General features: G+C 52.9%; 21 protein-coding genes and 1 riboswitch. Of the genes, 6 read left to right on the forward strand and 15 right to left on the reverse strand.

What is annotated here, in order from left to right; translation table 11 throughout:
- Positions 1-375: 375 nt before the first annotated feature.
- Positions 376-1,227, reverse strand: coding sequence for a glutamate racemase (murI, locus tag ACERJC_RS21010; protein ID WP_042998964.1), 852 nt, complete (start codon positions 1,225-1,227; stop codon positions 376-378).
- Positions 1,172-3,010 carry a TonB-dependent vitamin B12 receptor BtuB gene (gene btuB, locus ACERJC_RS21015; protein WP_373672422.1) on the reverse strand — a complete coding sequence of 613 codons (1,839 nt, stop codon included), beginning with the start codon at positions 3,008-3,010 and terminating at the stop codon, positions 1,172-1,174. Before btuB ends, murI begins: the two co-directional genes overlap by 56 nt.
- A gap of 65 nt (positions 3,011-3,075) precedes the next feature.
- A riboswitch (cobalamin riboswitch) is annotated at positions 3,076-3,269 on the reverse strand.
- Positions 3,270-3,383: 114 nt separating this feature from the next.
- Between btuB and trmA the strand changes: the two genes are divergently transcribed.
- Entirely contained in the window at positions 3,384-4,484 is a 1,101-nt protein-coding gene (gene trmA / locus ACERJC_RS21020) for a tRNA (uridine(54)-C5)-methyltransferase TrmA (RefSeq protein ID WP_178823077.1), read from the forward strand.
- Between the two features lie 57 nt (positions 4,485-4,541).
- Here the strand turns inward: trmA and ACERJC_RS21025 are convergent, their stop codons facing one another.
- Both ACERJC_RS21025 and fabR read right to left on the reverse strand, forming a co-directional pair.
- Positions 4,542-4,901: a YijD family membrane protein gene (locus ACERJC_RS21025; RefSeq protein ID WP_042325658.1), complete on the reverse strand. Its 360-nt coding sequence runs from the start codon at positions 4,899-4,901 to the stop codon at positions 4,542-4,544.
- Entirely contained in the window at positions 4,898-5,551 is a 654-nt protein-coding gene (fabR, locus tag ACERJC_RS21030) for an HTH-type transcriptional repressor FabR (RefSeq protein ID WP_080950006.1), read from the reverse strand. Before fabR ends, ACERJC_RS21025 begins: the two co-directional genes overlap by 4 nt.
- A 198-nt stretch (positions 5,552-5,749) precedes the next feature.
- On the opposite strand from fabR, the gene sthA reads away from it, so the two are divergent.
- The gene (sthA, locus tag ACERJC_RS21035; RefSeq protein WP_152401295.1) at positions 5,750-7,150 is read left to right on the forward strand and encodes a Si-specific NAD(P)(+) transhydrogenase; all 1,401 of its coding nucleotides are present in this window, start codon (positions 5,750-5,752) and stop codon (positions 7,148-7,150) included.
- On the opposite strand, the gene oxyR is transcribed toward sthA, so the two are convergent.
- The 8 genes from oxyR to ACERJC_RS21075 all read right to left on the reverse strand — a co-directional run bounded on the left by oxyR (position 7,133) and on the right by ACERJC_RS21075 (position 16,272).
- On the reverse strand, positions 7,133-8,050 hold the full coding sequence (gene oxyR, locus ACERJC_RS21040; RefSeq protein WP_152401293.1) for a DNA-binding transcriptional regulator OxyR: 918 nt from the start codon (positions 8,048-8,050) through the stop codon (positions 7,133-7,135). The genes sthA and oxyR overlap by 18 nt on opposite strands.
- A gap of 264 nt (positions 8,051-8,314) precedes the next feature.
- Positions 8,315-9,799: an FGGY-family carbohydrate kinase gene (locus ACERJC_RS21045; protein ID WP_373672423.1), complete on the reverse strand. Its 1,485-nt coding sequence runs from the start codon at positions 9,797-9,799 to the stop codon at positions 8,315-8,317.
- Between the two features lie 10 nt (positions 9,800-9,809).
- Positions 9,810-10,691, reverse strand: coding sequence for an L-ribulose-5-phosphate 3-epimerase (locus tag ACERJC_RS21050; RefSeq protein WP_046493521.1), 882 nt, complete (start codon positions 10,689-10,691; stop codon positions 9,810-9,812).
- Positions 10,684-11,736, reverse strand: coding sequence for an ABC transporter permease (locus ACERJC_RS21055; RefSeq protein ID WP_152401289.1), 1,053 nt, complete (start codon positions 11,734-11,736; stop codon positions 10,684-10,686). The genes ACERJC_RS21050 and ACERJC_RS21055 overlap by 8 nt, the downstream gene beginning before the upstream one ends.
- Before the next feature lie 13 nt (positions 11,737-11,749).
- Entirely contained in the window at positions 11,750-12,742 is a 993-nt protein-coding gene (locus ACERJC_RS21060) for an ABC transporter permease (protein WP_286632363.1), read from the reverse strand.
- A complete protein-coding gene (locus tag ACERJC_RS21065; RefSeq protein ID WP_152401285.1) occupies positions 12,735-14,249 on the reverse strand; it encodes a sugar ABC transporter ATP-binding protein in 1,515 nt (504 codons plus the stop codon). The genes ACERJC_RS21060 and ACERJC_RS21065 overlap by 8 nt, the downstream gene beginning before the upstream one ends.
- Positions 14,250-14,312: 63 nt before the next feature.
- Positions 14,313-15,317 (reverse strand): substrate-binding domain-containing protein, encoded by a 1,005-nt coding sequence (locus ACERJC_RS21070; RefSeq protein WP_286632364.1) that lies wholly within the window; start codon positions 15,315-15,317, stop codon positions 14,313-14,315.
- A gap of 142 nt (positions 15,318-15,459) precedes the next feature.
- A complete protein-coding gene (locus ACERJC_RS21075) occupies positions 15,460-16,272 on the reverse strand; it encodes a DeoR/GlpR family DNA-binding transcription regulator (RefSeq protein ID WP_152401281.1) in 813 nt (270 codons plus the stop codon).
- A gap of 441 nt (positions 16,273-16,713) precedes the next feature.
- On the opposite strand from ACERJC_RS21075, the gene araD reads away from it, so the two are divergent.
- A complete protein-coding gene (gene araD / locus ACERJC_RS21080; protein WP_373672424.1) occupies positions 16,714-17,406 on the forward strand; it encodes an L-ribulose-5-phosphate 4-epimerase in 693 nt (230 codons plus the stop codon).
- 63 nt (positions 17,407-17,469) lie between these two features.
- Here araD and argH read toward each other — a convergent pair whose 3' ends face one another.
- The 3 genes from argH to argC form a co-directional block, all read right to left on the reverse strand.
- The gene (gene argH, locus ACERJC_RS21085) at positions 17,470-18,843 is read right to left on the reverse strand and encodes an argininosuccinate lyase (protein ID WP_373672425.1); all 1,374 of its coding nucleotides are present in this window, start codon (positions 18,841-18,843) and stop codon (positions 17,470-17,472) included.
- A gap of 110 nt (positions 18,844-18,953) precedes the next feature.
- Positions 18,954-19,730, reverse strand: coding sequence for an acetylglutamate kinase (argB, locus tag ACERJC_RS21090; RefSeq protein ID WP_152401275.1), 777 nt, complete (start codon positions 19,728-19,730; stop codon positions 18,954-18,956).
- A 7-nt stretch (positions 19,731-19,737) separates the two neighbouring features.
- The gene (gene argC / locus ACERJC_RS21095; protein ID WP_152401273.1) at positions 19,738-20,742 is read right to left on the reverse strand and encodes an N-acetyl-gamma-glutamyl-phosphate reductase; all 1,005 of its coding nucleotides are present in this window, start codon (positions 20,740-20,742) and stop codon (positions 19,738-19,740) included.
- Positions 20,743-20,830: 88 nt separating this feature from the next.
- On the opposite strand from argC, the gene argE reads away from it, so the two are divergent.
- The 3 genes from argE to ACERJC_RS21110 all read left to right on the forward strand — a co-directional run bounded on the left by argE (position 20,831) and on the right by ACERJC_RS21110 (position 26,931).
- Complete coding sequence (gene argE, locus ACERJC_RS21100; RefSeq protein WP_046493499.1) at positions 20,831-21,982, forward strand: acetylornithine deacetylase; 1,152 nt, start codon at positions 20,831-20,833, stop codon at positions 21,980-21,982.
- Between the two features lie 357 nt (positions 21,983-22,339).
- The gene (gene ppc / locus ACERJC_RS21105) at positions 22,340-24,991 is read left to right on the forward strand and encodes a phosphoenolpyruvate carboxylase (protein ID WP_286632369.1); all 2,652 of its coding nucleotides are present in this window, start codon (positions 22,340-22,342) and stop codon (positions 24,989-24,991) included.
- Between the two features lie 206 nt (positions 24,992-25,197).
- Complete coding sequence (locus ACERJC_RS21110; RefSeq protein WP_373672426.1) at positions 25,198-26,931, forward strand: phosphoethanolamine transferase CptA; 1,734 nt, start codon at positions 25,198-25,200, stop codon at positions 26,929-26,931.
- The last annotated feature ends 50 nt before the right edge of the window (positions 26,932-26,981 follow it).

Below are 26,981 nucleotides of genomic sequence, written 5' to 3' on the forward strand. Positions count from 1 at the left end.
TAAACTTCGTAATGAATTACGTGTTCACTCTTTGAGACTTGGTATTCATTTATTGTCCGAAGACATTAAGAATCCATGTCACTTTGAGTGCCCACACAGATTGTCTGATAAATTGTTAAAGAGCAGTTGCGACGCGCTTTAGCGCTCTGTCGCGAGGTCCCGTATATTACGTTTTCCTCATTCAGAGTCAAGCATTTATTTTTGCTTTTCTCTGTCGGTGTTCATCACTGGTTTTCACCGGAGAACCCCGCTAACCCGGCGGCTTGCGTGCCGTTGTTCCGTGTCAGTGGAGGCGCATTATAGGGAGTTATTTCGGGCTGACAAGGGGAAATTTAAAATAATTTTCCGAGTGCGTAATATTTATCCAAAACAGGTTTAAACCGTCAGTTTTTCGAGCGATTCAAAGCCGTAACGCTGCAAAACGGGTAATAATTGCTCAGTTTCCGGCGTCATTGCCATACAATAGGCGATATTGGCATCTGCGGATTTCGCATCCGGCGCTTCATGTTCCAGTAGCCAGGCCGTGCGGCGCGCAATCGCCGCGCCGGAATCTACCAGCCGCGTCCCTTCAGGAAGAACCTGTAAGAGTTCTTCCTGTAACAGTGGGAAATGGGTGCACCCGAGCACTACCGTATCAGGCGGTTCCGGCATCCGCAGCCATGGGCGCAGAATCCGTTGCAACTCTTCCAGCGGCACCGGCTCACCGTGCAGCTTCGCTTCCGCCAACTCCACTAGCTCCGCTGACCCCAGCATGGCTATCTGACACTCATTCGCAAAGCGCGCAATCAGCTCATGCGTATAAGGACGTTTCACCGTCCCGCGTGTTGCCAGCAGCCCGACAACGCCATTCGCCGTCAGACGCGCCGCCGGTTTGATCGCCGGCACCACGCCCACGACCGGGAAGGCAAACTTCTCACGCAAGGCCGGAAGAGAGACCGTACTGGCCGTGTTACAGGCGATAACCGCCAGGGAGAGAGGATAACGCTGCTGTACCGCCGTCACGATCTCAACAACGCGCTCAACGATAAATGCCTCGCTCTTTTCCCCATAAGGAAAAGCCACGTTATCGAAAGCGTAGATATAGTGGAGATCCGGCAGGAGATGCCGGATCTCATCATAGACCGACAACCCACCGACACCGGAATCAAATACCAGTACGGTGGGGCGTGGATCAGAAGGTGTAGCTGCCAGACAAGGTGTATTCCCGTCCTGCAGTTTGGTAGCCATAAACTGTCTCGTAATCTTTATCGAACAGGTTGGCTATTTTACCACGAACTGTGAGATGTGAGGTGAGCGGATATGAAAGTCCAATATCCCACACGCTCAGCCCGCCCATTTTCACCTTACGGGAATTGTCATAGTCGTAATCGTAGCGCTCGCCGATGTACTGATAGGTCACATCCCAGCCCAGCTCGTAGACCTGCCCGCTCAGCTCATACTTCACCTGCTGCCTGGCGCGGCGATAAAGCTGTTGATCGGTTTCATCATCGCGCGGATCCACATACTGCAACGTTAAGCGGTGATCGACCGGACCGGTTGTCAGGTTTCCCGTCCATTCCAGCCCCTTGATGGTCGCGGATTTGACGTTGAAGTAGGTATTGTTGTTGTAGTCGATCAGATTCTGGATTTTGTAGCGATAGGTCGACAAGCGCCAGTCAAGCGGACCGGTCAGCCCTTCCAGCCCAGCTTCCCACTGCTTCGATTCTTCCGGCTTCAGATTCGGGTTAGAGGCAATGCCAAAACGCTCCGCACCAAACTGTTGCCCCAGTGAAGGCGCAAGGAAGCCCGTGCCGTAAGAGAGTGTCACCTTATAGTCATCAACGAACTGCCAGCCCGCCGCCGTTTGCCAGGTGCCATGCCAGCCAAACTGGTCGTCATGATCTTCACGACCAGACGCTTCCAGCGTCACGCTGTCAATCTGCTGTTGCCCGGTCAAATAGAGGCCCGTGTTATCACGCTTATAGTTGTCTGTCCCATACTCGCCAAAGGACATCAGCTTTTCTTGCTTCCAGTCGACACCCGCGCTGACAGCACCGTGCCCGACAATAACGTTGTTACCCCACTGGACATAGCGCTGCTCCATGTCATCAAGGCTGTAACCTGTCGCATAGCGCCCGTTCAGACTGCTGTAGTTGTAGTCCTTAATACGCTGGTAATTGGCGACCAGTTGCGAAGAGTAGATACCGGAATTGAAGCGCAGCCCTGTATCCCACGACTGGGTGTAATTCTGGTGCTCGTCGTTTCCGCCGTCATAACCCCATTTCCCCTGGTCATAATCGGCATTACTGGCATAGCCGTAGCCACGGAAGTAACCCTCGAATTGATCGTTAAATTTGTGCTCAACGCCTCCCCAGAACAGCTTGTTGCGATAGCCATCGCGATCGCTATCACCGCTGTAGCTGGAGCGCGGCTGAACATCGAAGCCTTTGGTGGTCTGATATGCCCCGGCAGCGGTCACCACGGTATCACCAAAACGCTGGCGATAAGTGCCGTCATACTGCTGATAGCCTTTTGACCCCACGCCAGCATTGATCTGCGAACGCTCCTCACCGGCCATGGTGATAATGTTCACTACTCCGCCAATGGCACCGGAACCATAAATCGCTGAACGCGGGCCGCGGATATATTCGATGCGCTGCACCAGCGAGACCGGAATCTGATCAATATCGGAGTTATTCGAAATGCCCGGACGGGCGACCGGAATACCATCCACTAACACCAGAACGTGTTTCGCTTCGGTACCCCGCACAAACAGAGAAGAGCTTTGCCCCATGCCGCCATTCTGGGCGACATCCACGCCAGGCAGACGGCGCATGACATCAAGGACAGTTCGGGACTGCCAGCGTTCGATATCTTCACGCGTGACAATGTCAGTTGGTGCCAGAACGGTATTAACAGGTTGCTGAAAACGGTTTGCCGTCACGACAAGCGTGTCAGGCGTGGCATCCTGTGCCCAACCTGAAAAGGCCGTGACGGAGAGCGCCGTCAACAGCGATGTTTTTTTAATCATTGTAAAGCATCCACAATATAAGAAGGATGCCGCAGGTCCCACCGATAGTACGCGATGATGAAAACCAGTTGCGACGTTAGCCGGCAGGTCTTCGGGCTTGGAAGGGTATCCCCGTCAGGGATACCAGAAATGAAGACTTCCCACCCGAGGGCAGTGTCTGCTTACGCTCTCATCTCACCTTTCCTTACCGCTGCGCGTCAGCTCCAGATTTACACTGGATTCCCTATTAACTCACAGGACCGGCACACGGATGCTACAGTTTGTAACATCTTACTGTCCAGCGTGATTGTTAAATATCGGAAGTCATCAATGTCTGGACATCTGTTGAGCAATCCCTACAATCCCCGCGTACTTATATTTTTCAGGATACATCATGACCCCCGAACACCTTCCGACAGAACAGTATGACGCGCAGCTCGCCGAGAAAGTGGTGCGCTTGCAGAGTATGATGGCGCCCTTTTCTGGCCTGGTTCCGGAAGTGTTTCGCTCGCCGGTCAGTCACTACCGTATGCGTGCGGAGTTCCGCATCTGGCACGATGGTGACGACCTGTATCACATCATTTTTGATCAGCAGAGCAAAAGCCGAATTCGCGTCGACAGCTTCCCGGCGGCGAGTGAACTGATCAATCAGTTAATGACCGCGATGATCGCTGGCGTACGCGACAACCGCGTGCTGCGCCATAAGCTGTTCCAGATTGATTACCTGACCACCATGAGCAATCAGGCGGTGGTCTCGCTGCTGTATCATAAAAAGCTGGACGATGAGTGGCGTGAAGCCGCCGAAGCATTGCGCGATGCGCTGCGCGCGCAGAACCTGAACGTGCATCTGATTGGCCGCGCGACGAAAACGAAAATCGCGCTGGACCAGGATTACATCGACGAACGCTTGCCGGTTGCGGGCAAAGAGATGATTTATCGTCAGGTCGAGAACAGCTTTACGCAACCCAATGCGGCAATGAACATTCAGATGCTGGAGTGGGCGCTGGATGTTACCCGCGAATCGAAAGGCGATCTGCTCGAACTGTACTGCGGGAATGGCAACTTTTCGCTCGCGCTGGCGCGCAACTTTGAGCGCGTACTGGCGACCGAAATCGCTAAACCCTCGGTTGCCGCCGCGCAATACAACATTGCGGCGAATCAGATTGATAACGTGCAGATTATCCGCATGGCGGCGGAAGAGTTTACGCAGGCGATGAACGGCGTGCGCGAGTTTAACCGCTTGCAGGGCATCGATCTGAAAAGCTATCAGTGCGAAACGATTTTTGTCGATCCGCCCCGCAGCGGTCTGGACAGTGAGACGGAGAAAATGGTGCAGGCGTATCCGCGTATTCTGTACATCTCCTGCAATCCACAGACGCTGTGCAAGAACCTGGAAACCTTGAGCCAGACGCATAACGTCTCACGTCTGGCGCTGTTCGATCAGTTCCCGTATACGCACCATATGGAGTGCGGAGTGTTGTTGACGGCGAAGTAATCGGTTATCGGCCGGATAAGGCATTTATGCCGCATCCGGCCTGGACGTCAGCCGCTTTTATTCCGACACTTCCTGCTTGCGATTACGCATTTTCACGCCGATCCAGAAGACCAGAATGACCGACAGCACCGCCGGGAAGAAGTTGGAGCCGATATCCGGATACTCCGCGCGCACCACGGTGCTGTAAAGCAGAACGCCGAGAATAAAGCAGGCGGCAGACAGGCCCGGTAACCCCACAGGCATGGTGCGATTCTGATAACGTTGATGCAGACAGTACACCGTCAGCACCAGCGAGATAATCGGGAATACAGAGAACGGCACGATGGAGCTAAACAGCGCCGCGAATGTGCCATTGATCGACAAGCCAGCGACCAGCGCCAGCAACAGCGTACCTTTATCCTGAACTGACTGTTTCATTGCTCTTCCTTCACGTTACCTGGAATGAGGGTCATCTTCTCTTGTTCGCGGCGATACCAGTAAAACGCGCCTTTCGAAATCATGCGCAGTTGCAGTACCAGTCGCTCTTCTAACTGTTGGCGTTGTTCCGCCCCCACGTCCAGCGCCTCGGCGCCTGCACTGAAGACAATCGTCACCATCGCTTCGGCTTGCGCTTCAGTAAACGCGCGCGGCATATGGTTTTCGAGTTCCAGATAATCCGCAAGTTCCGCGATGAAGTGCTGAATTTCTCGTGCAACGGCGGCACGGAAAGCCGCTGAGGTACCAGAACGTTCACGCAATAATAAACGGAAGGCGTTGGGGTTGTTACCGATGAACTCCATAAATGTAGAGACCGAGGTGCGGATCACACTCCCGCCCTTGGCGATACGCTGACGAGCCTGGCGCATCAACTGACGCAGCATCAGACCGCTTTCATCGACCATCGTCAGGCCGAGTTCATCAACATCACGGAAATGACGATAAAAGGAGGTTGGCGCAATGCCCGCTTCGCGCGCGACTTCACGCAAACTCAGGCTGGCGAAGCTACGCTCTGCGCTCAGTTGACTAAATGCGGCCTCTACCAGCGAACGCCGGGTTTTTTCTTTTTGCTGCGCTCTAACGCCCATCACGATGTCTGAATCCTTCCATATGTCTTGTCTGGCACTATACCAGAGTTCAAAGTTAATCTGCTTGTTCCGCTTTGTGAATGATTGTTTGCGCGCAGTTTGTGCTTCAGCTTCGCAAAAAAGCACAACGATAATTGGGTTATCCCGGCAATGATGTTACTATTCTGTTGCTTTTATGTATAAGAACAGGTAAGCCTTACCATGCCACATTCCTACGATTACGATGCCATAGTAATAGGTTCCGGCCCCGGCGGCGAAGGCGCTGCAATGGGTCTGGTTAAGCAAGGAGCTCGCGTTGCCGTTGTCGAGCGCTATCATAACGTTGGCGGCGGTTGCACCCACTGGGGCACCATCCCGTCGAAAGCGCTCCGTCACGCAGTCAGCCGTATTATCGAATTCAATCAGAACCCCCTTTACAGCGATCATTCCCGCCTGCTTCGTTCCTCATTCGCCGATATTCTCAACCATGCCGACAACGTGATTAATCAGCAAACACGGATGCGACAGGGTTTTTATGAGCGTAACCACTGCGAAATCTTGCAGGGCAACGCCCATTTTGTCGACGAACACACGCTGGCGCTGGAATGTCATGACGGTACGGTTGAAACCCTGACGGCAGAGAAGTTTGTCATTGCCTGCGGATCGCGCCCTTATCATCCGACAGACGTGGACTTCTCGCACCCGCGCATTTATGACAGCGATTCGATCCTCAGTCTGCACCACGAGCCTCGCCACGTCATTATTTATGGCGCCGGGGTGATCGGCTGCGAGTATGCGTCTATTTTCCGCGGAATGGAGGTCAAAGTTGACCTCATCAACACCCGTGATCGTCTGCTGGCGTTCCTCGATCAGGAGATGTCCGACTCCCTCTCTTATCACTTCTGGAACAGCGGCGTCGTCATTCGCCACAATGAAGAGTATGAGAAGATCGAAGGCTGTGACGACGGGGTGATCATGCACCTGAAGTCCGGTAAGAAACTGAAGGCCGACTGCCTGCTGTATGCCAATGGTCGTACCGGGAATACCGATTCCCTGGCATTACAGAATATCGGTCTGGAAACCGACAGCCGTGGTCAGCTCAAGGTCAACAGCATGTACCAGACCGCGCTGCCGCACGTTTACGCGGTGGGTGACGTGATTGGTTACCCGAGCCTGGCGTCCGCTGCATACGACCAGGGACGCATTGCCGCCCAGGCGCTGGTGAAAGGGGAAGCGAACGCGCACCTGATTGAAGATATCCCAACCGGGATTTACACCATTCCGGAGATCAGTTCTGTGGGTAAAACCGAACAGCAACTGACGGCAATGAAAGTGCCTTACGAAGTGGGTCGTGCCCAGTTTAAACACCTGGCACGTGCGCAAATCGTCGGCATGAACGTGGGCACGCTGAAGATTTTGTTCCATCGGGAAACCAAAGAGATTCTGGGAATTCACTGCTTTGGCGAGCGCGCAGCCGAGATTATTCACATCGGTCAGGCGATTATGGAGCAGAAAGGTGGCGGTAACACAATTGAGTACTTTGTTAACACCACCTTTAACTACCCGACCATGGCAGAAGCCTATCGGGTCGCTGCGCTAAACGGCTTAAACCGCCTTTTTTAACGCATTGTCGAAATGGCCATCCATTGCCCCACGGATGGCCTCTGCCAGTTGCTCATAGCGACTGCGCAGGGGGGAACCCGGACGATAAACCAGTCCCACTGTGCGACGCGGTTCAGGCTTAATGCAGGGCAGATACACGACGCCATCGCGCTTGCGTTCCTGTGGAACCGCCAGCGCCGGCAGCAACGTAATACCGCTTCCCGCCGCCACCATGTTACGCAGCGTTTCCAGACTGGTCGCGCGGAAGTGGGTGTCTTCGTCAGCGCCCGCTTCGAAGCAGAAACCCATCGCCTGATCGCGCAGACAGTGACCGTCCTCCAGCATCAGCAGTTTTTCGCCTGCCAGATCGGACATCGGCACGCATTCGCGATTCGCCCACGGGTGATCCTCATAGATCGCCAGCAGCATCGGCTCATCGAACAGCGGCACTTCAATAAATGCCTCACTCTCTTTCACCAGCGCCAGGATCACGCAATCGAGCTTGCCGCTATCCAGCTGTGCCAGCAACTGATGGGTCTGCGCTTCATGCAGATACATTTCCAGCTTCGGGAAAGTCTGGTGCAGCATCGGAATAATATGCGGCAGCAGATAAGGACCAACGGTGGGAATCAAACCAATGTGCAGCGGACCTGACATGGTCTCGCCCTGTTGGCTTGCCATCTCCTTGAGCACTTTGACCTCACGCAGCACGGTGCGTGCCTGATCCACCAGCAGTAAACCTGCCTGGGTGAATAGCACTTTACGACTCGTACGCTCCAGCAGCATCACGCCCAGTTCATCTTCCAGCTTGCGGATTTGACCGCTCAGCGTTGGCTGACTGACATGACAAGAGTCCGCCGCGCGCCGAAAGTGGCGATGTTCGGCTAATGCCACCAGGTATTCAAGATCACGAATATTCATTATTCATCCTCCATCGCCACGATAGTTCATGGCGATAGGTAGCATAGCAACGAACGATTATCCCTATCAAGCTTTCTGTCTGATAATCCATCACAGAAACGGAGCGGTCTCGTTTAACCCTTGAAGCCACTGCCCGTTTTGAGAGTCTCTCTCATACCCAAATAACTAAAGCCAACGTGAACTTTTGCGGACCTCAGGTCCGCATTTTTTTTACGTAAAAAAGCCCGGCTTAACGCCAGGCCGTGATGAGACAAAAACAGGTTGTTATTCGCGTTCGACAGTACTCAACGCATCGGCGACACGCTTAAACCGCTCGAACCGGCGACGTAACATGCCGTGCTTCTTCGCATCCGGCTCCAGACGAATCACCGGCGGCAGGGTCGCTTTAATGGCCTGCTCAAACCCAGGATAATCCCCCGTACCTACAGCCGCACACATCGCCGCCGCCCGGCAGCCGGACTGCTCAACGTCGACAATTTCAAGCGGCAAATTGCTGGCATCGCAAAACATCTGCATCCAGATACGTGAATGCGTAGGGCCGCCGGTGAAACGAATCGTTTGTATACCTTCTCCGAGCTGCAACAGTTTGTCCTGATGCAGTAAGTGCGAGAACACAATCCCCTGATAGATACCGTAAACGAGGTCTGCCGCGTCGTGGTGGCCTCCGAGCCCGAAGAATCCGCCACTCAGTGAATCGCCATAATTCGAACCGTATAGCCAGGGGAAAAACAGAATGCTGTCGGGTTTCTCATACCCACGCGTCGCCCACTGGTTAAGCGTGTCGTGGTCATCCTGCAGTTCCGGTAAAAAGTGCTGAATAAACCAGGTCAGATTGCTGGCAGAAGTGGGGCTGCCTTCGTGGGCGAAATAGTGCCCCGGAATACTGAATTTACCCCATACATACGGATAGTCTGCCGGGATAATGTCATCAAACACGCGGGTGGCAATCGACCACGTTCCGGCAACCGCGCTAAGCTGCGTGCTGTCATAGACGCCGGAAGTCATTGCCGCGCCAACGACATCAAACACCCCGCCAAATACCGGCGTTCCGGCTTTTAACCCGCATAACGCGGCGGCGTCCGTGGTGACAACCCCTGCCAGTTCAGCGGAGCCAATCACTTTCGGCATGCACTCCATCATCTCTTCTATGCCGAACAGGGTGAACAGCGCAGGATCGAAATCATTACGCTGCAAATTAAATAACTGACTTCCCGAAATATTGGTTTCTTCGCAGGTCAATTCCGCCGTCAAACGATAACGAATGTAATCGTGGGCCATCAACACATAACCCGTACGCGCATAACGCTCCGGCTCGTGCTGTTTCAGCCACCTCAGCAATGCCGCCGGATGTGAAGGCCATAACTGCTGAAAGCTATGCGGATATGCCAGACGGTCGATATCCTGCGCTTTCCAGTCCGCAACCAGAGACTGTGCCCGGGAATCCGAAGAGACAATCCCGTTGCGTACGGGTCGTCCTGACTTATCGACCAGATAAAGTCCTTTACCGTGTGAGGAAAAACCAATTCCGTTAATCTGTTCCGCCGACAGATGACTTTCAGCCAGCGCACGCCGGATAACGTCACACGTTGCCGCCCAAAGAGCCTCCATATCGCGTTCGCAGAATCCTGCCTGTGGGCTGAGTAACGATAAGGTTTGAGCAGCCACCGTGATTTCTCTACCCTCGGCAGTGTAGATTCCCGCCTTGGTGACGGTGCCGCCCAAATCAATGCCCATAAAGTAATGGTCCATCGTCCTCTCCTTATCCTGCGATCAATGCCCGCTCGTCGTGCCACCCCGCCGCCTGCATCTTGCTTTCTATCCACTGGCGCGCGTGGATAATTTCCAGTAACGGTTCAGGGGATTTTTCTGTCCACATTTCAATCAGGAAAGTGCCCCTATAGTTCAGACGGCGTAATATTCTGAAGAGCTTCACGAAATCTACGCATCCCTCACCAAAGGGGACATCGCGGAACTGCCCTGGGGAATCCGGCGTCACCGGAAAGGTATCTTTAAGATGGATGGCGGCAATCCGGTCAATACCTTTCGCCAACTCACTCTCCAGCTCATTGCCCCATGCGGTGAGATTGCCAACATCGGGGTAAACGGTAAACCACGGAGAATTGATTTTTGCATCCAGCACTTTCCATTTGCTGATGGAGTTAATAAAGGGAGTATCCATGATTTCCACAGCACACATCACCTGCGCAGCGGCGGCCTGCTCCGCCACCCAGGCCATCGCATCCTCAAACAAGGCGATAGTGTCGTCATTCTGCGGCTCGTAATAGACGTCATACCCGGCAAGCTGGATCGTTCGAATGCCCAAATCCTGCGCCAGCCGTAATGCTTTTTGCATGATCGTTCGCGCTTGCAGGCGGGTGTCGCTATCGTGACTGCCAAACGGGAAACGGCGGTGCGCCGATAAACACAGGGTCGGAATACGCACGCCGGTTTTCTGAATGGCGCTAATGATTTCCATGCGCTCGGCAAGCGACCAGTCCAGACGAGCCAGCCGCTCTTCGCTTTCATCGACTGACATTTCAACAAAATCAAACCCGCATGATTTCGCCAGCGCCAGTTTTTCTACCCAACTGGTGTTCCTGGGAAGCGCCTTTTCATAAATACCTAATGGATGGCTACGCATTTTTTCCCTCACGAGTGGCCAGTTGTTGTCGAAATGCTTTCAGGCTGTTATTCATGGCGCGTCGCGCCTGCCATTTTTGTTTGAAGAACTTAAAGGCCAGGGCGGCAATCAACGTTATTCCCCATACCGCCAGATTGAAATGCAGACTCAGTCCTGACAGGCTCAGTCCGGTGGCGATAACCTGGAGCACCAACAACGCGCAGAAGACATGGCCGACTTTACCGACCCCGCCGAATGGATCGGTGCCGCCAAGGACAATGGCCAGCACCGTCAGCAGGAGATAAGAATCGCCATAGCCCATACGTGCAGAGTTAAAGCGGGCCAGCATAATGAGCCCCGCCAGTACGCAAAGCAGACTGGATATGGCGTAAATCGCCATCAGTACACGGTCGGTCCGAATACCGCTAAACCAGGTCGCATTGATATTGCTGCCGCACATGTAAATAACCTTCCCGGTGCGGGTTTTTCCGAGGAACAGTGCCAGCATGATCGTCGTGACGATAAAAATCACCATGGGAACCGGCACGCCATAAACCACTTCCGACCCCATACTGCGGACAATGGGTGGCATCCCACTGAGCGCGGCGCCTTTGGTAAGATAAATACCAATGCCACTGATAATCGTCATACTGCCCAGCGTGACCAGAATCGGGTGTGCCCCCACCCGGGAAATAATGATCCCTGTGATAGCGCCAATCACGATGGCGATCATCATCGCGCCCAGCATCGCCAGAAATAACCACCACAACTGCAGGCCGGTAGACGCCTCAGCAGGCACATACTGGATTAACAGCCAGGCCATAAACAGACTGGTCAGATTCGCCGTGCCGATAATCGCCAGATTCAACCCGCCACTCAGCATAGGGACAAACATTGCGAAAGTGAGCAGCCCCAGTTCTGGCAACTGGAAGGCAATACTCAGAAACGTATTATCGGTAAAAAAACGTCCGGGCATCGCCAGACTAAATGCCACCACCGCGAAGAAACATATCGCCAGTAAACCGGAGCTGGTGCCATCAATTGGTAAAAATGCCTGTTTTTTCATTTCAAGCCCCTTGTCAGACGAATCCAACGTCCGTTTCTTTACGTTTTTTGTAGTGAGTGACGCAAATTGCCGAGACAATGACCACCCCGATGACGATGTTGACGAAGTAGCTGGAGACGCCGACCAGGTTGAGACCATTTTTTAGAATGCCGATGAGGAATACCCCCATCAACGTGCCAATGACTGACCCGCGACCGCCGGATAAGCTCGCGCCACCTAACACGGCGGCAGCCAGTACATCCAGTTCGCCCCCCACTAACGCATTGGGCACGACCTCGCTCATACGATAAGCCTGAAGCATTCCCCCAATCGCTGCCGCAGCGCCAAGATAGCCATAGGCGAACAGATAAATGAGTGAAACCCGAATCCCAATACGCCGCGCCGACTCAGTACTGCCGCCCACGGCATAAAGCTGACGTCCAATGTGGGTTTTATTCATCACAATCCAGGTGAAGCAGGCCATGCCCAGCATCACCACCAACGGCAGCCCAACCTGGTAAACTTCCCCTTCAAAGCCAAAGCTAAAAAGGGATCGCTGTGTCACCCACCAGTCAGGCAAGTCGTAAATGCTGTGACCATTGGTCAGCCACATCAACATGCCAAATAGCAGTGACTGCATACTGATGGTGATAATGATGGAAACCACATTGAGGTAATAAATGAGGATCGCGTTAATCAGGCCAAACAGAACGCCCAGCACGATCGCCAACCCAAGGCACAGCAGGGGATTCGCGATCGCCCCATTCAACAACAGCGACGCCACAATGTACTGCACCACGGAAGCGACGGCCGCGAACGAAATATCAATGCCTCCAGTCACCAGCACGACAAATAAACCGAGGGCAAAAATTCCCGTTACGGCATAGCTTTCGGTTAGATCCAGCAAATTCTGAATCGACAGGAACTCATCACTCATCAGAGAGAAAAGCGCCAGCATCAGGACAATGACCCAGCCCAACCATCCTTCGACCGAACGTGGGAACCGGAGCTGCAATACATTAGCCATTAATCACCTCCGCAAGTTGCTGTTCGGTATAGAGAGAAGGCAGCAATTCATTAATAATCTTTCCTCGCTGCATATGGAAAATACGATCGCAGTTGTAATACGCTTCTGGCGCTTCATCAGTAATCAGCAACACGGAAATACCGACACCGGAAAGCCGGTGGATAAGCTGGTAAATACTGTCTTTCGCACCAATATCAACGCCTACCGTTGGCGCATCGAGAATCAATACTTTCGGCCGAGTGAGAATCCATTTTGCCAACACTACTTTTTGCTGATTACCGCCAGAAAGCGTGGATAACGGGTTATCAGGATCGGTGACTTTAATATCCAGATCCTGAATCCATTCCTTAACAAGGGTCTCCTGCCGTTTTTTATCAATACATTGCCAGGGTGTTTTTAACCGATTCAGGATCGAGAGCACCATATTGTCACTGACCGATTGCGGTAAAACGGCCCCCAGCGTCAGGCGGTCTTCAGAGACATAAGCAATACCCAGTTTCGCGGCTTGCGTATTATCGTTAATCACGACTTTCTTCCCATCCAGATAAATATCCCCACTATCTGGATGAGTAATACCAAAAAGGCTCAATGCCAGTTCTGTTCGCCCTGAACCTAGTAAGCCACATAATCCCAGCACTTCACCCTGGTGAAGCTGGAAGGAAATATCTTCAAATTGCCCTTTCCGGCTCAATTTATTCAGCTCAAGAACGACTTTCCCGCCAATACCATTCGGTAATTTTTTCTGATGAACAATCGTTCTGCCCGTCATCAGTTCAGTAATCCGTCCTGGCGACAATAAGTCTGCTGCCCAGGTTCCGATGATTTCGCCATCGCGAATCACCGTAATACGGTCGGAGATTTCTTTAACTTCATCCAGTCGGTGACTGACAAAAACCACCGTAATATTTTTATCACGGAGGTAATTTACCGTTCGTAATAGCTGGTTCACTTCGGTGCGGGTAAGTGAAGCCGTCGGTTCATCCATGATAACCAGCCGGGCTTCCGCGACCAGCGCACGGCAAATCGCTACCTGCTGGCGTTGTGCAATAGGCAAATGCTGAACCAGCGCATCTGCATCAAGATTAAAATTCAATTCCTGAATAATTTTCTGCGATACGGCTTTCAGGTGAGATTTTTTATGCCAGCGAAAATACCCTTTCAGGTTGTACTCAAAGGCAATATTTTCCGCTACCGTCAGGTTTGGAAACAAAGAAAGATCCTGATAAATAACCTGAATGCCTAACTCGCGCGCTTTATCGGGTGAGAGTCTGCTCCATGATTTATCATCAATGATAATTTCACTGCCGGTATCCGGGGTATAAACACCGCTCAACGTTTTGATTAACGTACTTTTGCCACAACCATTCGCACCCGCAAGGCAGTGGACTTCACCTTTATTTAGCGTGAGATCAATATTTTTTAATGCCTGATGACCGCCGAAGCTTTTAGTCAGCGATTTTAGCGTCACTAACGGCACATCTGCATTTCGCTCTGCAATATGGGGCATCTGCGGCTCCTGAACGACCAAAGGATATCCGGGCCACGACTGGCCCGGTGATGCAACCTAAAATTACAAACCTAACTTCACTAAACGTTGCGTATTTTCAAGATCGAGTTTTTCAGGGTTATCACTCAGAATGGTATTGTTCTGAACGTTAATTTCCCCCATATCGCCAAGTTTCACGCCATCTTTGATAGGTTCGCCATTCATCATCGCCGTGGCGACCTGAACAAAAACTTTGCCCGCCGTCATCGGATTAGAAATATATCCGCCATCAATCGCGCCTTTTTCCAGCAGCTTAATTCCCTGTCCCGGGGTGAATGTGCCAAATACGCAAATCGCATCGTTTTTCTTACGCTTATCAATTGCGCGGCCTGCGCCAATCGGACCTTGCGAACCAAATGACATGATACCTTTGAGATCTTTATATTTTGACATCAGGTCATTCGCAGTACGCATTGAATCGTCCACGGATTCCGCCACGCCAAAACGATCCTCAACCAGCGTCATTTTTGGGTAATGTTCTTTTTGATACGCGATAGCAGCGTCAGCCCAGTCATTCACCAGGGGGACTGTCAGGCTGCCGACGAACATGGCGTATTTCCCTTCTTCACCCATGCATTTCGCCATATCTTTCATATGGTTGGCACCCATTGTTTGGGTGTTCAACAATTCAAAGTCCCAGTCAGCATTCGCCTGGTTCGGCGACTCATGCGTAATGACCTTAATACCGGCTTCCTGCGCGCGCTTCAGCACAGGCTCCAGGACTTTCGCATCGTTTGGCACAACGCCAATCACATCGACTTTTTTAGCAATTAAATCTTCGATGGCGCGGACCTGTTCAGCCGGGTCTGCGGTCGTCGGCCCGACTTGCCAGGCATTAACGCCTAATGCTTTTCCTTCTTCCTTAATGCCTTGTTCCATCACGTTAAACCAGGGAATGCCCCCCACCTTAACCACGACACCCATCGTGAAAGGTTTGTTGGCTTTTTGCGGTGTAGCGGGTTGTTCCGCCCACGCTGCGGTTGACGTTAAAACAGCAGTAATCAGGCAGGGTAAGATTAATTTTTTCATCGTAATTTCCTTAAGAAATAGCGTCATGTGTCAGGGAAACCCGATAAAAATATCAGCCTGACTTTTTATTAATTTCAACTTTTCTCTGGTATTGGCTAAATAATCGGGATGCTACCTCAATTATTCAGATAACGATTCACATCTATGACTTATCAACTTCAACAACATTTAACTGCGGATGCAAACTACGGTAACGCTCATCACTACAACTATTGGTAACCATAATATCAATTTCATCCAGCATACATATTTTGCTAAAGGCGAACTGTTCGAACTTACTGGAGTCAACCATTAATATTTTTTTCGCCGAAACCTGTAACATAACCTGTTTCAGCCGGGCATTTATTTCACTACCATCACGGATTCCATTTTCCAGATTCACGCCCTGACAGGAAAAAAAGAAACTATTAATCTGAAAGTTTCTGATGGCGCTCTCCGCAACCGGACCATGAAAATCATCATGACGTTCGGAATACTCGCCGCCGATACCAATAATACGAACGTTATCCCGACAAGCTAACGCCTGGATAATACGCAGTGAATTGGTCACGACCGTTATATCGATATCCGGGATTTGCCGGGCCAGAAACCAACAGGTGCTGCTGTTATCCATCAAAATGCAGTCGCCAGGATGAATAAACTGGAGCGCTGCTTTGGTGATTTTTGCTTTAATATCAGGATGTTCTTCAGTACGTTTACGAAATGATTCCGCCCGATCCACGCTATTTTTTTGCCAGGTGTTGTCTTCAATCGCCACAGGCGTAATATCCGGCGCATCCAGTGAAACCGCACCACCAAAGCTGCGGGTGAGCTTCTTATTTTTTTCCAGCCTCGTCAGATCTCTGCGAATTGTTTCCTGCGACACCTGACATAATTGCGACAGTTCCGTGACGCGCACCGCCCCCAACTTCTGAACATGCGCACAAATCATTTTATAACGTTCTGCCTGCAACATAATATCGACCCACGAAAACCGATTTCATCATGTGTTTATCATTAATCTTTTTGCCCTAAATTAAAGTGAGTGGTGTCAAGGATCGTTTTACAGAAATATCACACACACTGTAACGTGACAAAAACCAAAAATCCGACTGCAACAAAAGCAAAAAGCAATGAAGAAATCCAATCTACATCACAAAACATCGCTCTTTTATTCTGTTGTTTCCACAAGAAAACCACCATTCGGTCATTTACGGGCATTCATAAAACACAAAAACATGCCCGATTAGTTCCGAATTTGACCGTTTTCGTTGTTTTGGTAACACAAAGAATCTGTATGAATTTTACATCTTATTTATTCAGCGTAATTTAAATAACAACGTGACAAACCGCGCCAATTAAAGAACGAGAGAAAATCCGCTTTTTATAAAAGCAAACGGTAATTCAGGAGTAAAGAATGAATACACTGAAGAAAAAAGTGCTGGCCGCTAATTTATCTTTGCCGGCTCATCAACTGGTCACCTTTACATGGGGAAATGTCAGCGGAATTGATCGCGAAAAAGGGGTAATGGTGATTAAACCCTCCGGTGTCGAATACGACAATATGAGTCTGGATGATATGGTCGTCGTCGATATACACAGTGGAAAGGTTGTCGAAGGGAACAAAAAACCGTCATCGGATACCGACACGCATCTGGCGCTGTATCACGCCTTTCCAGATATTGGCGGCATCGTCCATACCCATTCGCGCCACGCGACCATCTGGTCGCAGGCCGGAAAAGATTTAATGCCGCTGGGCACAACACATGCTGATTATTTCTATGGCGCAATTCCTTGTACACGCCCCATGCGGGATGAAGAAATCAATGGACGTTACGAATACGACACCGGCAGCGTCATTATTGAAACCTTTAAACAACGAGGGATCGCGCCCAACCATATTCCTGCCGTACTGGTAAACAGTCATGGCCCCTTTGCCTGGGGCACCGATCCTGCCAACGCCGTGCATAACGCCGTTGTGCTTGAAGAAATCGCGTATATGAACTTGTTCACACAGCAACTGCAACCCCATCTCACCGCGATGCAGCAAACATTGTTGGACAAGCACTTTTTAAGGAAGCACGGCGCGAACGCCTACTATGGTCAGTAATGCCTGATGCAGTGACATAAAAAAGCCTGGCATCGCGCCAGGCTGAGTGAAACCGCATAACCGTTATGCCAGACGCGCCTTCGCATAGCCGATCGCTTGCGCAACCTGCTGAGGAGACACGCCGCCTTTCGCCGCGCGCTTGTCCAGACACGACTGCAGGGAGAGGATCGGATACACATCATCGCCGATGACGCTACTGAATTTCTGCAGGTCGCCCAGCGGCAGATCTTCCAGCGGTTTCCCCTGGCGAATCGCCTCAACGACCGTTTCACCCACGATATGGTGCGCTTCACGGAACGGAACGCCTTTCGCGACCAGATAATCCGCCAGTTCGGTGGCGTTTGCATAACCCTGCTGCGCGGCTTCCTGACAACGCGGACGTTTCACCTGGATACCGTCCAGTACCAGCGCGGCCATATGCAGGCAGTCCAGCCAGGTGTCGAGCGCGTCGAACAGGCCTTCTTTGTCTTCCTGCATGTCTTTGTTATAGGCCAGCGGCAGCCCCTTCAGCGTCATCATCATGCCGGTCAATGCACCCTGAACACGGCCACATTTACCGCGAATCAACTCCAGCGCATCCGGGTTTTTCTTCTGCGGCATCAGCGACGAGCCGGAGGTCACGCGATCGGAAAGCTCAACAAAGCCCGCCTCACCCGTGTTAAAGAAAATCAGGTCTTCGGCAAAACGCGACAGATGCACCATCCCGATAGCGGCGTCAGACAGCAGTTCCAGCACATGGTCACGATCGGAAACGCTGTCCAGACTGTTCCGCGTTGCCGAGGCAAAACCCAGCCAGCCGGCCAGCTGTTCACGATCGATTTCATACGCCGTCCCCGCCAGGGCGCCACAGCCTAATGGGCTCACATCCAGACGTTTTAACGCGTCCTGCAAACGACTTTCATCACGCACCAGCATTTCGACATAGGCCAGACACCAGTGCGCAAACGTCACCGGCTGCGCACGCTGCAGATGGGTATACCCCGGCATTACCGCATCCTGGTTATTTTCCGCCGTCTCGACCAGCGCGCTTTGCAGCTGACGATTCGCGGTAAGCAGTTCGGTCACCGTCTCTTTGCACCACAGTTTCAAATCGGTGGCGACCTGGTCATTACGGCTACGCCCGGTATGTAGCTTTTTACCTAACTGACCCACTTTGTCGATCAGTTTGCCTTCCACCCAGCTATGAATATCTTCGGCATCGCTTTGCAGAATCTGCTGAGGATTGGCGCGGACCTCTTCCAGCAGAATGTTCAGCGCGTCTTCGAGCTGAAGCTGTTCGTCAGCGGTTAACACGCCAACGGTGACTAACGCTTTGGACCAGGCGACAGAGCCAACAATATCCTGCTCCGCCAGACGGTAATCAAAGCGCAACGAATCGTTGAACTGTTTGAACCGCTGATCTGCTGCCTGAGTAAAACGCCCACCCCAAAGTGCCATAACATGCTTCCTTAAATTCTTGAATTGCCGGATGGCGCTGCGCTAATCCGGTCTACAGGTTGTGTTTTCGTAGGCCCGATAAGGCGTAGCCGCCATCGGGCACAAAATCATTACGCCAGAATACGCGTACCAATCGGCGTGCCGTTGAACAGCGCCGGGAGTTGTTCGGCATGACGCCAGGAAGCGATATCCACCGGACGTCCCAGCGTACGCGCGGCATCCAGCGCGGCATTTACCTTCACAATCATGCCATCCGTAATGATACCCTGGTCGATCAGTTGTTCCGCTTTCGCGGCGGTCATTTCGGCAATACGCTGACCTTTACCGTCGAGAATCCCGCTCACGTCGGAGAGCAGGATCAAATCCGCGCCCAGCGTCGCCGCCAGCGCCGTCGCCGCCTGGTCCGCGTTCACGTTCATCAGTTGCCCTTCTTCCGTCACCCCAATCGAGCTGACCACCGGCAGGAAACCCTTTTCCAGCAGCGTGTTAATCAGCTCAGGCGAACCCGGCTGCGCCAGTCCAACGTGGCCAAGCTCTTCGTCGAGCTGAGTCACGTTTACGCTATCGCCATCGCCAAGATACAGACCAACGGAGGCAATGTGATGCTTCTTCGCCCAGGCCAGCAACGTTTTGTTTGCCGTCCCCGCCAGCGCACCGGTGATGATGTCGATCTGGTCGGCAGGCGTCACGCGCAGGCCGTTTTTCTTTTTCACCGGCAGGTTAAGCCCTTTCATCAGTTCATCGACGACGCAGCCGCCGCCGTGCACAATGACCAGCGGACGCTGATGCGACTCACGATAGTTCACCAGCGCGGTAAAAAGACGCTCCAGCGCCTCTTCGCTATCCAGTAATACGCCACCCAGCTTGATAATTAATGGACTCATCATTGCACCCTTAAATAAGAGACTGCGTTTCAGCAAAACCGAAACGAATATTAGCGCACTGTACTGCCTGTGCGGCGGCGCCTTTCAACAAGTTATCTTCGGTAGCCACCACAATCAAATGTTCACCCTGCACGGCGAAACCGATATCGCAGAACGGCAGCCCAACGACATTCTTCAGCGCCGGAACGCCTTTGTCATACAGACGCACCAGCGGTTTATCACCATACGCCTGCTGTAATACCTGAGCGACCTGCGCATGCGTCACGCCCGGCTGCAGCCGACAGGTGATCGTTTCCAGAATCCCACGCGGAAAATTACCCAGATGAGGCGTGAAAATCACCTCGGTCCCCAGATGGGTGGCAATCTCCGGCTGATGACGATGGGTAAACACGCCATACGGTTGCAGGCTCACTTCGCAGAAACTGTTAGACAGCGCCGCTTTACGTCCTGCCCCGCTCACGCCGCTGGTCGCGTTAATCACCGGCCATTGCGCCAAATCCAGCAACCCGGCGTCGATCAGCGGCTTAAGAGAGAGTTGCGCCGCCGTGGGATAGCACCCCGGCACCGCAATCAGATTCGCCTCTTTCAGCTTGTCGGCGCTCCACTCCGCCAGGCCGTACACCGCCTGCTCAAGCAGGTCAGGGTGCTGATGAGTGAAGCCATAGTATTTTTCATAGAACCCGGCATCGTTCACGCGGAAGGCACCGGAAAGATCGAAGACCACGCAACCGGCGGCCAGAAATTGCGGTGCCAGGTCATGGCTGACTTCGTGGGCGGTGGCTAAAAACACCACATCCACGCCGTCGGTAAACTCGCTGATATCGGACATTGGCTGCAAGGGCAGATCGACAATGCCTTTAAGCTGTGGATGCAAATCAGAAATTAACTTTCCCGCATCATTGCTTTGCGCTGAGACGGTCAAAGCGGTTATGGTCATATGGGGGTGGCGATTCACGTAGCTTACAAGCTCTGCGCCCGCATAACCGCTAGCGCCTACAATCAGCGTATTCAACATCAGGTTCCTTTATGCTCAACGTTAATGTATTTTTATTCACATTTATTGCATGAATATTGATACTATCACGACCTAAGGTGTGTCAACAATGAAAATGAACTTACCGCCATTTATCGAGATTTACCGCGCCCTGATTGCCACGCCGTCCATCAGCGCTACCGAAGAAGCGCTGGATCAGAGCAATGAGTCTTTAATCAATCTGCTGGCGGGTTGGTTCAGCGATCTCGGTTTTAACGTTGAGATTCAACCGGTCCCGGGAACCCGCAATAAATTCAATCTGCTGGCCAGCACCGGACAGGGCGCGGGCGGCCTGCTGCTGACGGGTCATACTGACACCGTGCCGTTTGACGATGGGCGCTGGACGCGCGATCCCTTCACCCTCACCGAGCATGACAACAAGCTCTACGGTCTGGGCACGGCAGACATGAAGGGCTTCTTCGCTTTTATTCTCGACGCGCTTCGCGACGTTGATGTGACACAACTGAAAAAGCCGCTCTACATCCTGGCGACAGCAGATGAAGAGACCAGCATGGCGGGCGCGCGTTACTTCTCAGAAAACACGGCGATTCGCCCCGATTGCGCGATCATCGGTGAGCCCACGTCGCTACAGCCGATTCGCGCGCACAAAGGCCATATCTCAACGGCAGTACGGGTGATGGGCCAGTCCGGTCACTCCAGCGATCCGGCGCGCGGCGTGAACGCTATCGAACTGATGCACGACGCCATTGGTCGCATTATGCAACTGCGCGACACCCTAAAGGAACGTTATCACTACGATGCCTTCACCGTGCCGTATCCCACCCTGAATCTGGGCAGTCTGCACGGTGGCGATGCCTCGAACCGCATTTGCGCCTGCTGTGAACTGCATATGGATATCCGCCCGCTGCCGGGCATGACGCTGGGCGATCTGGATGGCCTGCTGACAGAAGCCCTGGCACCGGTGAGCGAACGCTGGCCGGGTCGGCTGACCGTTGCCGAACTGCATCCACCGATCCCGGGCTACGAATGTCCGCCAGACCATCAGCTGGTTGAAGTAGTGGAGAAACTGCTGGGCGAGAAAACCGATGTGGTGAACTACTGTACCGAAGCGCCGTTTATTCAGACCCTGTGTCCGACGCTGGTGTTGGGCCCGGGCTCTATCAATCAGGCGCACCAGCCGGATGAATATCTGGAAACCCGGTTCATCAAACCGACGCGTGAACTGATTACCCAGGTTGTTCATCATTTCTGCTGGCACTGACCTCCATCACTCTCCGGTAACACCGGAGAGTGACTTTTGTCACAATTCCATAAGTAATACTTATCTGCCGCAAAGTGAGTTAAATTTCGTAAATTATCGACATTTATTCGTTTGCTGAAGCGATTTCGCCGCAATTGACGAATGGTTTTTTACGTGGCTTTATAAAGTGAGATGAATTAACAAATGTCCTGATCACAGGACTCAAACCCACAGTATTTCGTGTTGCAGGAAGGCGGCAAGTTTGTGGCGCCCCGGGAGCTTACCTAAGTAAGTGACCGGAGCCCACAAACGCAGCCAACACATCTGCGGCGCGAAAGACGAAGGGTAAAACATATGAGATGGGGTGTCTGGGTTAATATGAACGAACAATATTCCGCGTTGCGTAGTAATGTCAGTATGCTCGGCAAAGTGCTGGGAGAAACCATCAAGGATGCGCTGGGAGAGAACATTCTTGATCGCGTAGAAACAATCCGTAAGCTGTCTAAATCCTCACGCGCTGGCAATGAAGCTCATCGCCAGGAGTTACTCACCACGTTACAAAATCTGTCGAATGACGAGCTGCTGCCGGTCGCACGCGCGTTTAGCCAGTTCCTGAACCTGGCCAACACCGCCGAGCAATATCACAGCAGTTCGCCAAAAGGCGAAGGCGCCAGCAACCCGGAAGTGATTGCCCGCACCCTGCGTAAACTGAAAAACCAGCCGGATCTGAACGACGCCATCATCAAAAAAGCGGTGGAGTCGTTGTCTCTGGAACTGGTATTGACCGCACATCCGACGGAAATCACCCGTCGCACGCTGATCCACAAAATGGGCGAAATTAACGCCTGTCTGAAGCAACTCGATAACAAAGATATCGTTGAGTACGAACGCCACCAGCTGATGCGCCGTCTGCGCCAGCTGATTGCACAGTCCTGGCACACCGATGAAATTCGTAAGCTGCGCCCAAGCCCGGTTGATGAAGCCAAATGGGGCTTCGCGGTGGTCGAGAACAGCCTGTGGCAGGGGGTTCCGAACTATTTACGCGAACTTAACGAACAGCTGGAAGAGAATCTGGGTTACCAGTTACCCGTTGATTTCGTTCCCGTACGTTTCACCTCGTGGATGGGCGGCGACCGTGACGGTAACCCAAATGTAACCGCGGATATCACCCGCCACGTTCTGCTGCTAAGTCGCTGGAAAGCGACCGATCTGTTCCTGAAAGATATTCATGTTCTGGTTTCTGAACTGTCGATGGTCAATGCCACGCCGGAACTGTTAGCAATGGTCGGCGAAGAAGGCGCATCGGAGCCTTACCGCTATCTGATGAAAAACCTGCGCGCACGCCTGATGGCAACCCAGGCCTGGCTGGAAGCGCGCCTCAAAGGCGAGAAGCTGCCGAAACCAGCAGGTCTGTTGACGCAAAACGAGCAGCTGTGGGAACCGCTGTACGCCTGCTACCGGTCGCTACAAGCCTGCGGCATGGGCATTATCGCCAACGGTGAACTGCTCGACACCCTGCGTCGCGTGAAATGTTTTGGCGTTCCGCTGGTCCGTATTGATATCCGTCAGGAAAGTACCCGCCACACCGAAGCGCTGGGTGAACTGACCCGTTACCTCGGCATCGGGGATTACGAAAGCTGGTCAGAAGCGGACAAACAGGCCTTCCTGATCCGCGAACTGAACTCCAAACGCCCGCTGCTGCCGCGCAACTGGGAACCGAGCAATGACACTCGCGAAGTGCTCGATACCTGTAAGGTCATTGCCGAAGCGCCGAAAGGTTCAATTGCCGCCTACGTTATCTCGATGGCAAAAACGCCGTCCGACGTGCTGGCCGTGCATCTGCTGCTGAAAGAGGCTGGAATTGGCTTCGCCATGCCGGTTGCGCCGCTGTTCGAAACCCTCGACGACCTGAACAATGCCGACGACGTGATGACCCAACTGCTGAACATCGACTGGTATCGCGGTCTGATTCAGGGCAAGCAGATGGTGATGATTGGCTATTCCGACTCGGCAAAAGACGCCGGCGTGATGGCCGCCTCCTGGGCGCAGTATCAGGCGCAGGATGCGTTGATTAAAACCTGCGAGAAAGCGGGTATCGAGCTGACGCTGTTCCACGGTCGCGGCGGTTCCATCGGTCGCGGGGGCGCACCAGCCCATGCGGCACTGCTTTCACAACCGCCGGGCAGCCTGAAAGGCGGTCTGCGCGTGACCGAACAGGGCGAGATGATCCGCTTCAAATACGGCCTGCCAGAAGTCACCGTTAGCAGTCTGTCGCTGTACACCAGTGCGATTCTGGAAGCGAACCTGCTGCCGCCGCCGGAGCCGAAAGACGCCTGGTGTCATATCATGGACGAACTCTCGGTCATCTCCTGTGACGTATACCGTGGTTATGTTCGTGAAAACAAAGACTTTGTCCCGTACTTCCGCTCCGCAACGCCAGAACAGGAACTGGGTAAACTGCCGCTCGGCTCACGTCCGGCGAAACGTCGCCCGACCGGCGGTGTAGAATCCCTGCGCGCCATTCCGTGGATCTTCGCCTGGACACAGAACCGCCTGATGCTGCCAGCCTGGCTGGGTGCCGGTACCGCGCTGCAGAAAGTGGTTGAAGATGGTAAGCAGAGCGAACTGGAAGCGATGTGTCGCGACTGGCCGTTCTTCTCCACTCGCCTCGGCATGCTGGAAATGGTGTTCTCGAAAGCGGATCTGTGGCTGGCGGAATATTACGATCAGCGACTGGTGGCGAAAGAGTTGTGGCCGCTGGGCAAAGAACTGCGCGAACTGCTGGAAGAAGACATCAAAGTGGTGCTGGCCATTGCCAACGACTCACACCTGATGGCCGATCTCCCGTGGATTGCCGAGTCCATTCAGTTACGTAATATCTATACCGACCCGCTGAACGTTCTGCAGGCAGAGCTGTTACACCGCTCACGACTGACGGAACAGCAGGGCAAAGAGCCCGATCCTCGCGTTGAACAAGCGCTGATGGTCACCATTGCCGGCGTGGCGGCAGGTATGCGTAATACCGGCTAATTTCACCCTCTTCCCCCCTCTCGTGCTGTTGCGCGCGAGGGGGCTGAAATATTGCTGTCATAACCTCCACACATTCACTATATTTCTGTCTGTTTTTTCCACCGTGAGATTTTTCCAGAGCAACGTGCGCCTTTGTGCCGATGCTTCAGATTCTCTTAAGGTTTAGTCGCTACGTTTGGCACCACGTTTAAAGACAGGCTGACAATATGCAATCCACTACCCTCCAGTCTACGCCATCATTTAGCTGGAAAGCCCTTGGCTGGGCGCTTCTCTATTTTTGGTTTTTCTCGTCATTACTGCAGGTCATTATTTTAGTTTCCGGTTTCAGCGGCACCAACGGGCTGCGTGACTCATTGCTTTACAGCTCCCTTTGGCTGATCCCGATTTTCCTGTTTCCCAACCGAACCCGCATTATTGCTGCGGTGGTGGGCGTCGTGTTGTGGGCCACGTCGCTGGCCACGCTCTGCTATTACGTCATCTACGGACAAGAGTTTTCGCAAAGCGTCCTGTTCGTGATGTTTGAGACCAATGCCAACGAAGCCAGCGAATACCTGAGCCAGTACTTCAGTCTGAAGATCATTGCCATTGCGCTGGCTTATACCGTTGTCGCCGTATTTCTCTGGACGCGCCTGCGCCCCGTCTATATTCCCGGACGCTGGCGTTGGCTCGTCTCTTTTGCGTTGCTATACGGACTGATCCTGAACCCGTTTGTGGTTCGTTCTGCGTTTGGCAACTCACCGTATGAGAAGACGCTAAGCGGCCTCTCCTCGCGTATGGAACCGGCCGCGCCGTGGCAGTTTGTCATTGGGTATTATCAGTATCAGCGCCAGTTGACCTCACTCAACAACCTGTTGAGCCAGAACCACGCGCTGCCTCCGCTGACCAATTTTAAAGACAACTCCGGCGACGCACCGCGCACGCTGGTGCTGGTCATTGGCGAGTCTACCCAGCGTGGCCGCATGAGTCTGTACGGTTATCCGCGTGAAACCACACCGGAACTGGACGAATTGCATAAGTCAGACCCGAATCTGACCGTGTTTAATAACGTCGTGACCTCACGCCCTTACACGATCGAAATCTTGCAACAGGCGCTGACCTTCGCGAACGAGAAGAACCCGGACCTGTATCTGACGAAACCGTCGCTGATGAACATGATGAAACAGGCGGGATACAAAACCTACTGGATCACAAACCAGCAGACGATGACCGCCCGTAACACCATGCTCACGGTCTTCTCTAAGCAGACCGACGAGCAGTTCTATATGAACCAGCAGCGTACGCAAAGCGCGCGCGAATATGACACTAACGTGCTGACGCCATTTAAGAAAATCATGGCCGATCCTGCACCGAAAAAGTTCATCATTGTTCATCTGCTGGGCACGCACATTAAGTACAAATTCCGCTACCCGGAAGACCAGGGCAAATTCGACGGCAGTACCGATCATCTCCCGCCGGGCCTGAACGCAGAAGAGCAGGAGTCGTATAACGATTACGACAACGCCAACCTGTATAACGACAAGGTCGTCGCGAGCCTGATTAAGGATTATAAAGCAACCGATCCGAACGGTTTCCTGCTCTATTTCTCCGACCATGGTGAAGAGGTGTATGACACGCCGCCGCACAAAACACAGGGTCGCAACGAGGACAACCCGACGCGTCACATGTATACCGTGCCGTTCCTGCTGTGGACCTCAGAGAAATGGCAGGCCGCGCATCCGCGTGATTTCTCACAGGATGTGAATCGTAAGTACAGCAGTTCGGAACTGATCCACACCTGGTCCGACTTAGCTGGCCTGACCTACGACGGTTTCGATCCGACGCGTTCCCTCACCAGCCCGCAGTTCAAAGAAACGACGCGCTGGATTGGCAACCCGTACAAGAAAAATGCGCTGATTGACTACGACAGCCTGCCGTATGGCGAGCAGGTAGGAAATCAGTAAGTCATTCAACAGGCCACTCTTTTTAGAGTGGCCTTTTTTCACCATGGCGG

The sequence above is a fragment of the Citrobacter telavivensis genome (assembly GCF_041807075.1).
Lineage (GTDB): Bacteria > Pseudomonadota > Gammaproteobacteria > Enterobacterales > Enterobacteriaceae > Citrobacter_A > Citrobacter_A telavivensis.

Bases quoted from the DNA above. Each gene is read 5' to 3' on its own strand.
- murI (WP_042998964.1), bottom strand. From the start codon at position 1,227: ATGGCTACCAAACTGCAGGACGGGAATACACCTTGTCTGGCAGCTACA.
- btuB (WP_373672422.1), bottom strand. From the start codon at position 3,010: ATGATTAAAAAAACATCGCTGTTGACGGCGCTCTCCGTCACGGCCTTT.
- trmA (WP_178823077.1), top strand. From the start codon at position 3,384: ATGACCCCCGAACACCTTCCGACAGAACAGTATGACGCGCAGCTCGCC.
- ACERJC_RS21025 (WP_042325658.1), bottom strand. From the start codon at position 4,901: ATGAAACAGTCAGTTCAGGATAAAGGTACGCTGTTGCTGGCGCTGGTC.
- sthA (WP_152401295.1), top strand. From the start codon at position 5,750: ATGCCACATTCCTACGATTACGATGCCATAGTAATAGGTTCCGGCCCC.
- oxyR (WP_152401293.1), bottom strand. From the start codon at position 8,050: ATGAATATTCGTGATCTTGAATACCTGGTGGCATTAGCCGAACATCGC.
- ACERJC_RS21045 (WP_373672423.1), bottom strand. From the start codon at position 9,799: ATGGACCATTACTTTATGGGCATTGATTTGGGCGGCACCGTCACCAAG.
- ACERJC_RS21050 (WP_046493521.1), bottom strand. From the start codon at position 10,691: ATGCGTAGCCATCCATTAGGTATTTATGAAAAGGCGCTTCCCAGGAAC.
- ACERJC_RS21055 (WP_152401289.1), bottom strand. From the start codon at position 11,736: ATGAAAAAACAGGCATTTTTACCAATTGATGGCACCAGCTCCGGTTTA.
- ACERJC_RS21060 (WP_286632363.1), bottom strand. From the start codon at position 12,742: ATGGCTAATGTATTGCAGCTCCGGTTCCCACGTTCGGTCGAAGGATGG.
- ACERJC_RS21065 (WP_152401285.1), bottom strand. From the start codon at position 14,249: ATGCCCCATATTGCAGAGCGAAATGCAGATGTGCCGTTAGTGACGCTA.
- ACERJC_RS21070 (WP_286632364.1), bottom strand. From the start codon at position 15,317: ATGAAAAAATTAATCTTACCCTGCCTGATTACTGCTGTTTTAACGTCA.
- ACERJC_RS21075 (WP_152401281.1), bottom strand. From the start codon at position 16,272: ATGTTGCAGGCAGAACGTTATAAAATGATTTGTGCGCATGTTCAGAAG.
- araD (WP_373672424.1), top strand. From the start codon at position 16,714: ATGAATACACTGAAGAAAAAAGTGCTGGCCGCTAATTTATCTTTGCCG.
- argH (WP_373672425.1), bottom strand. From the start codon at position 18,843: ATGGCACTTTGGGGTGGGCGTTTTACTCAGGCAGCAGATCAGCGGTTC.
- argB (WP_152401275.1), bottom strand. From the start codon at position 19,730: ATGATGAGTCCATTAATTATCAAGCTGGGTGGCGTATTACTGGATAGC.
- argC (WP_152401273.1), bottom strand. From the start codon at position 20,742: ATGTTGAATACGCTGATTGTAGGCGCTAGCGGTTATGCGGGCGCAGAG.
- argE (WP_046493499.1), top strand. From the start codon at position 20,831: ATGAAAATGAACTTACCGCCATTTATCGAGATTTACCGCGCCCTGATT.
- ppc (WP_286632369.1), top strand. From the start codon at position 22,340: ATGAACGAACAATATTCCGCGTTGCGTAGTAATGTCAGTATGCTCGGC.
- ACERJC_RS21110 (WP_373672426.1), top strand. From the start codon at position 25,198: ATGCAATCCACTACCCTCCAGTCTACGCCATCATTTAGCTGGAAAGCC.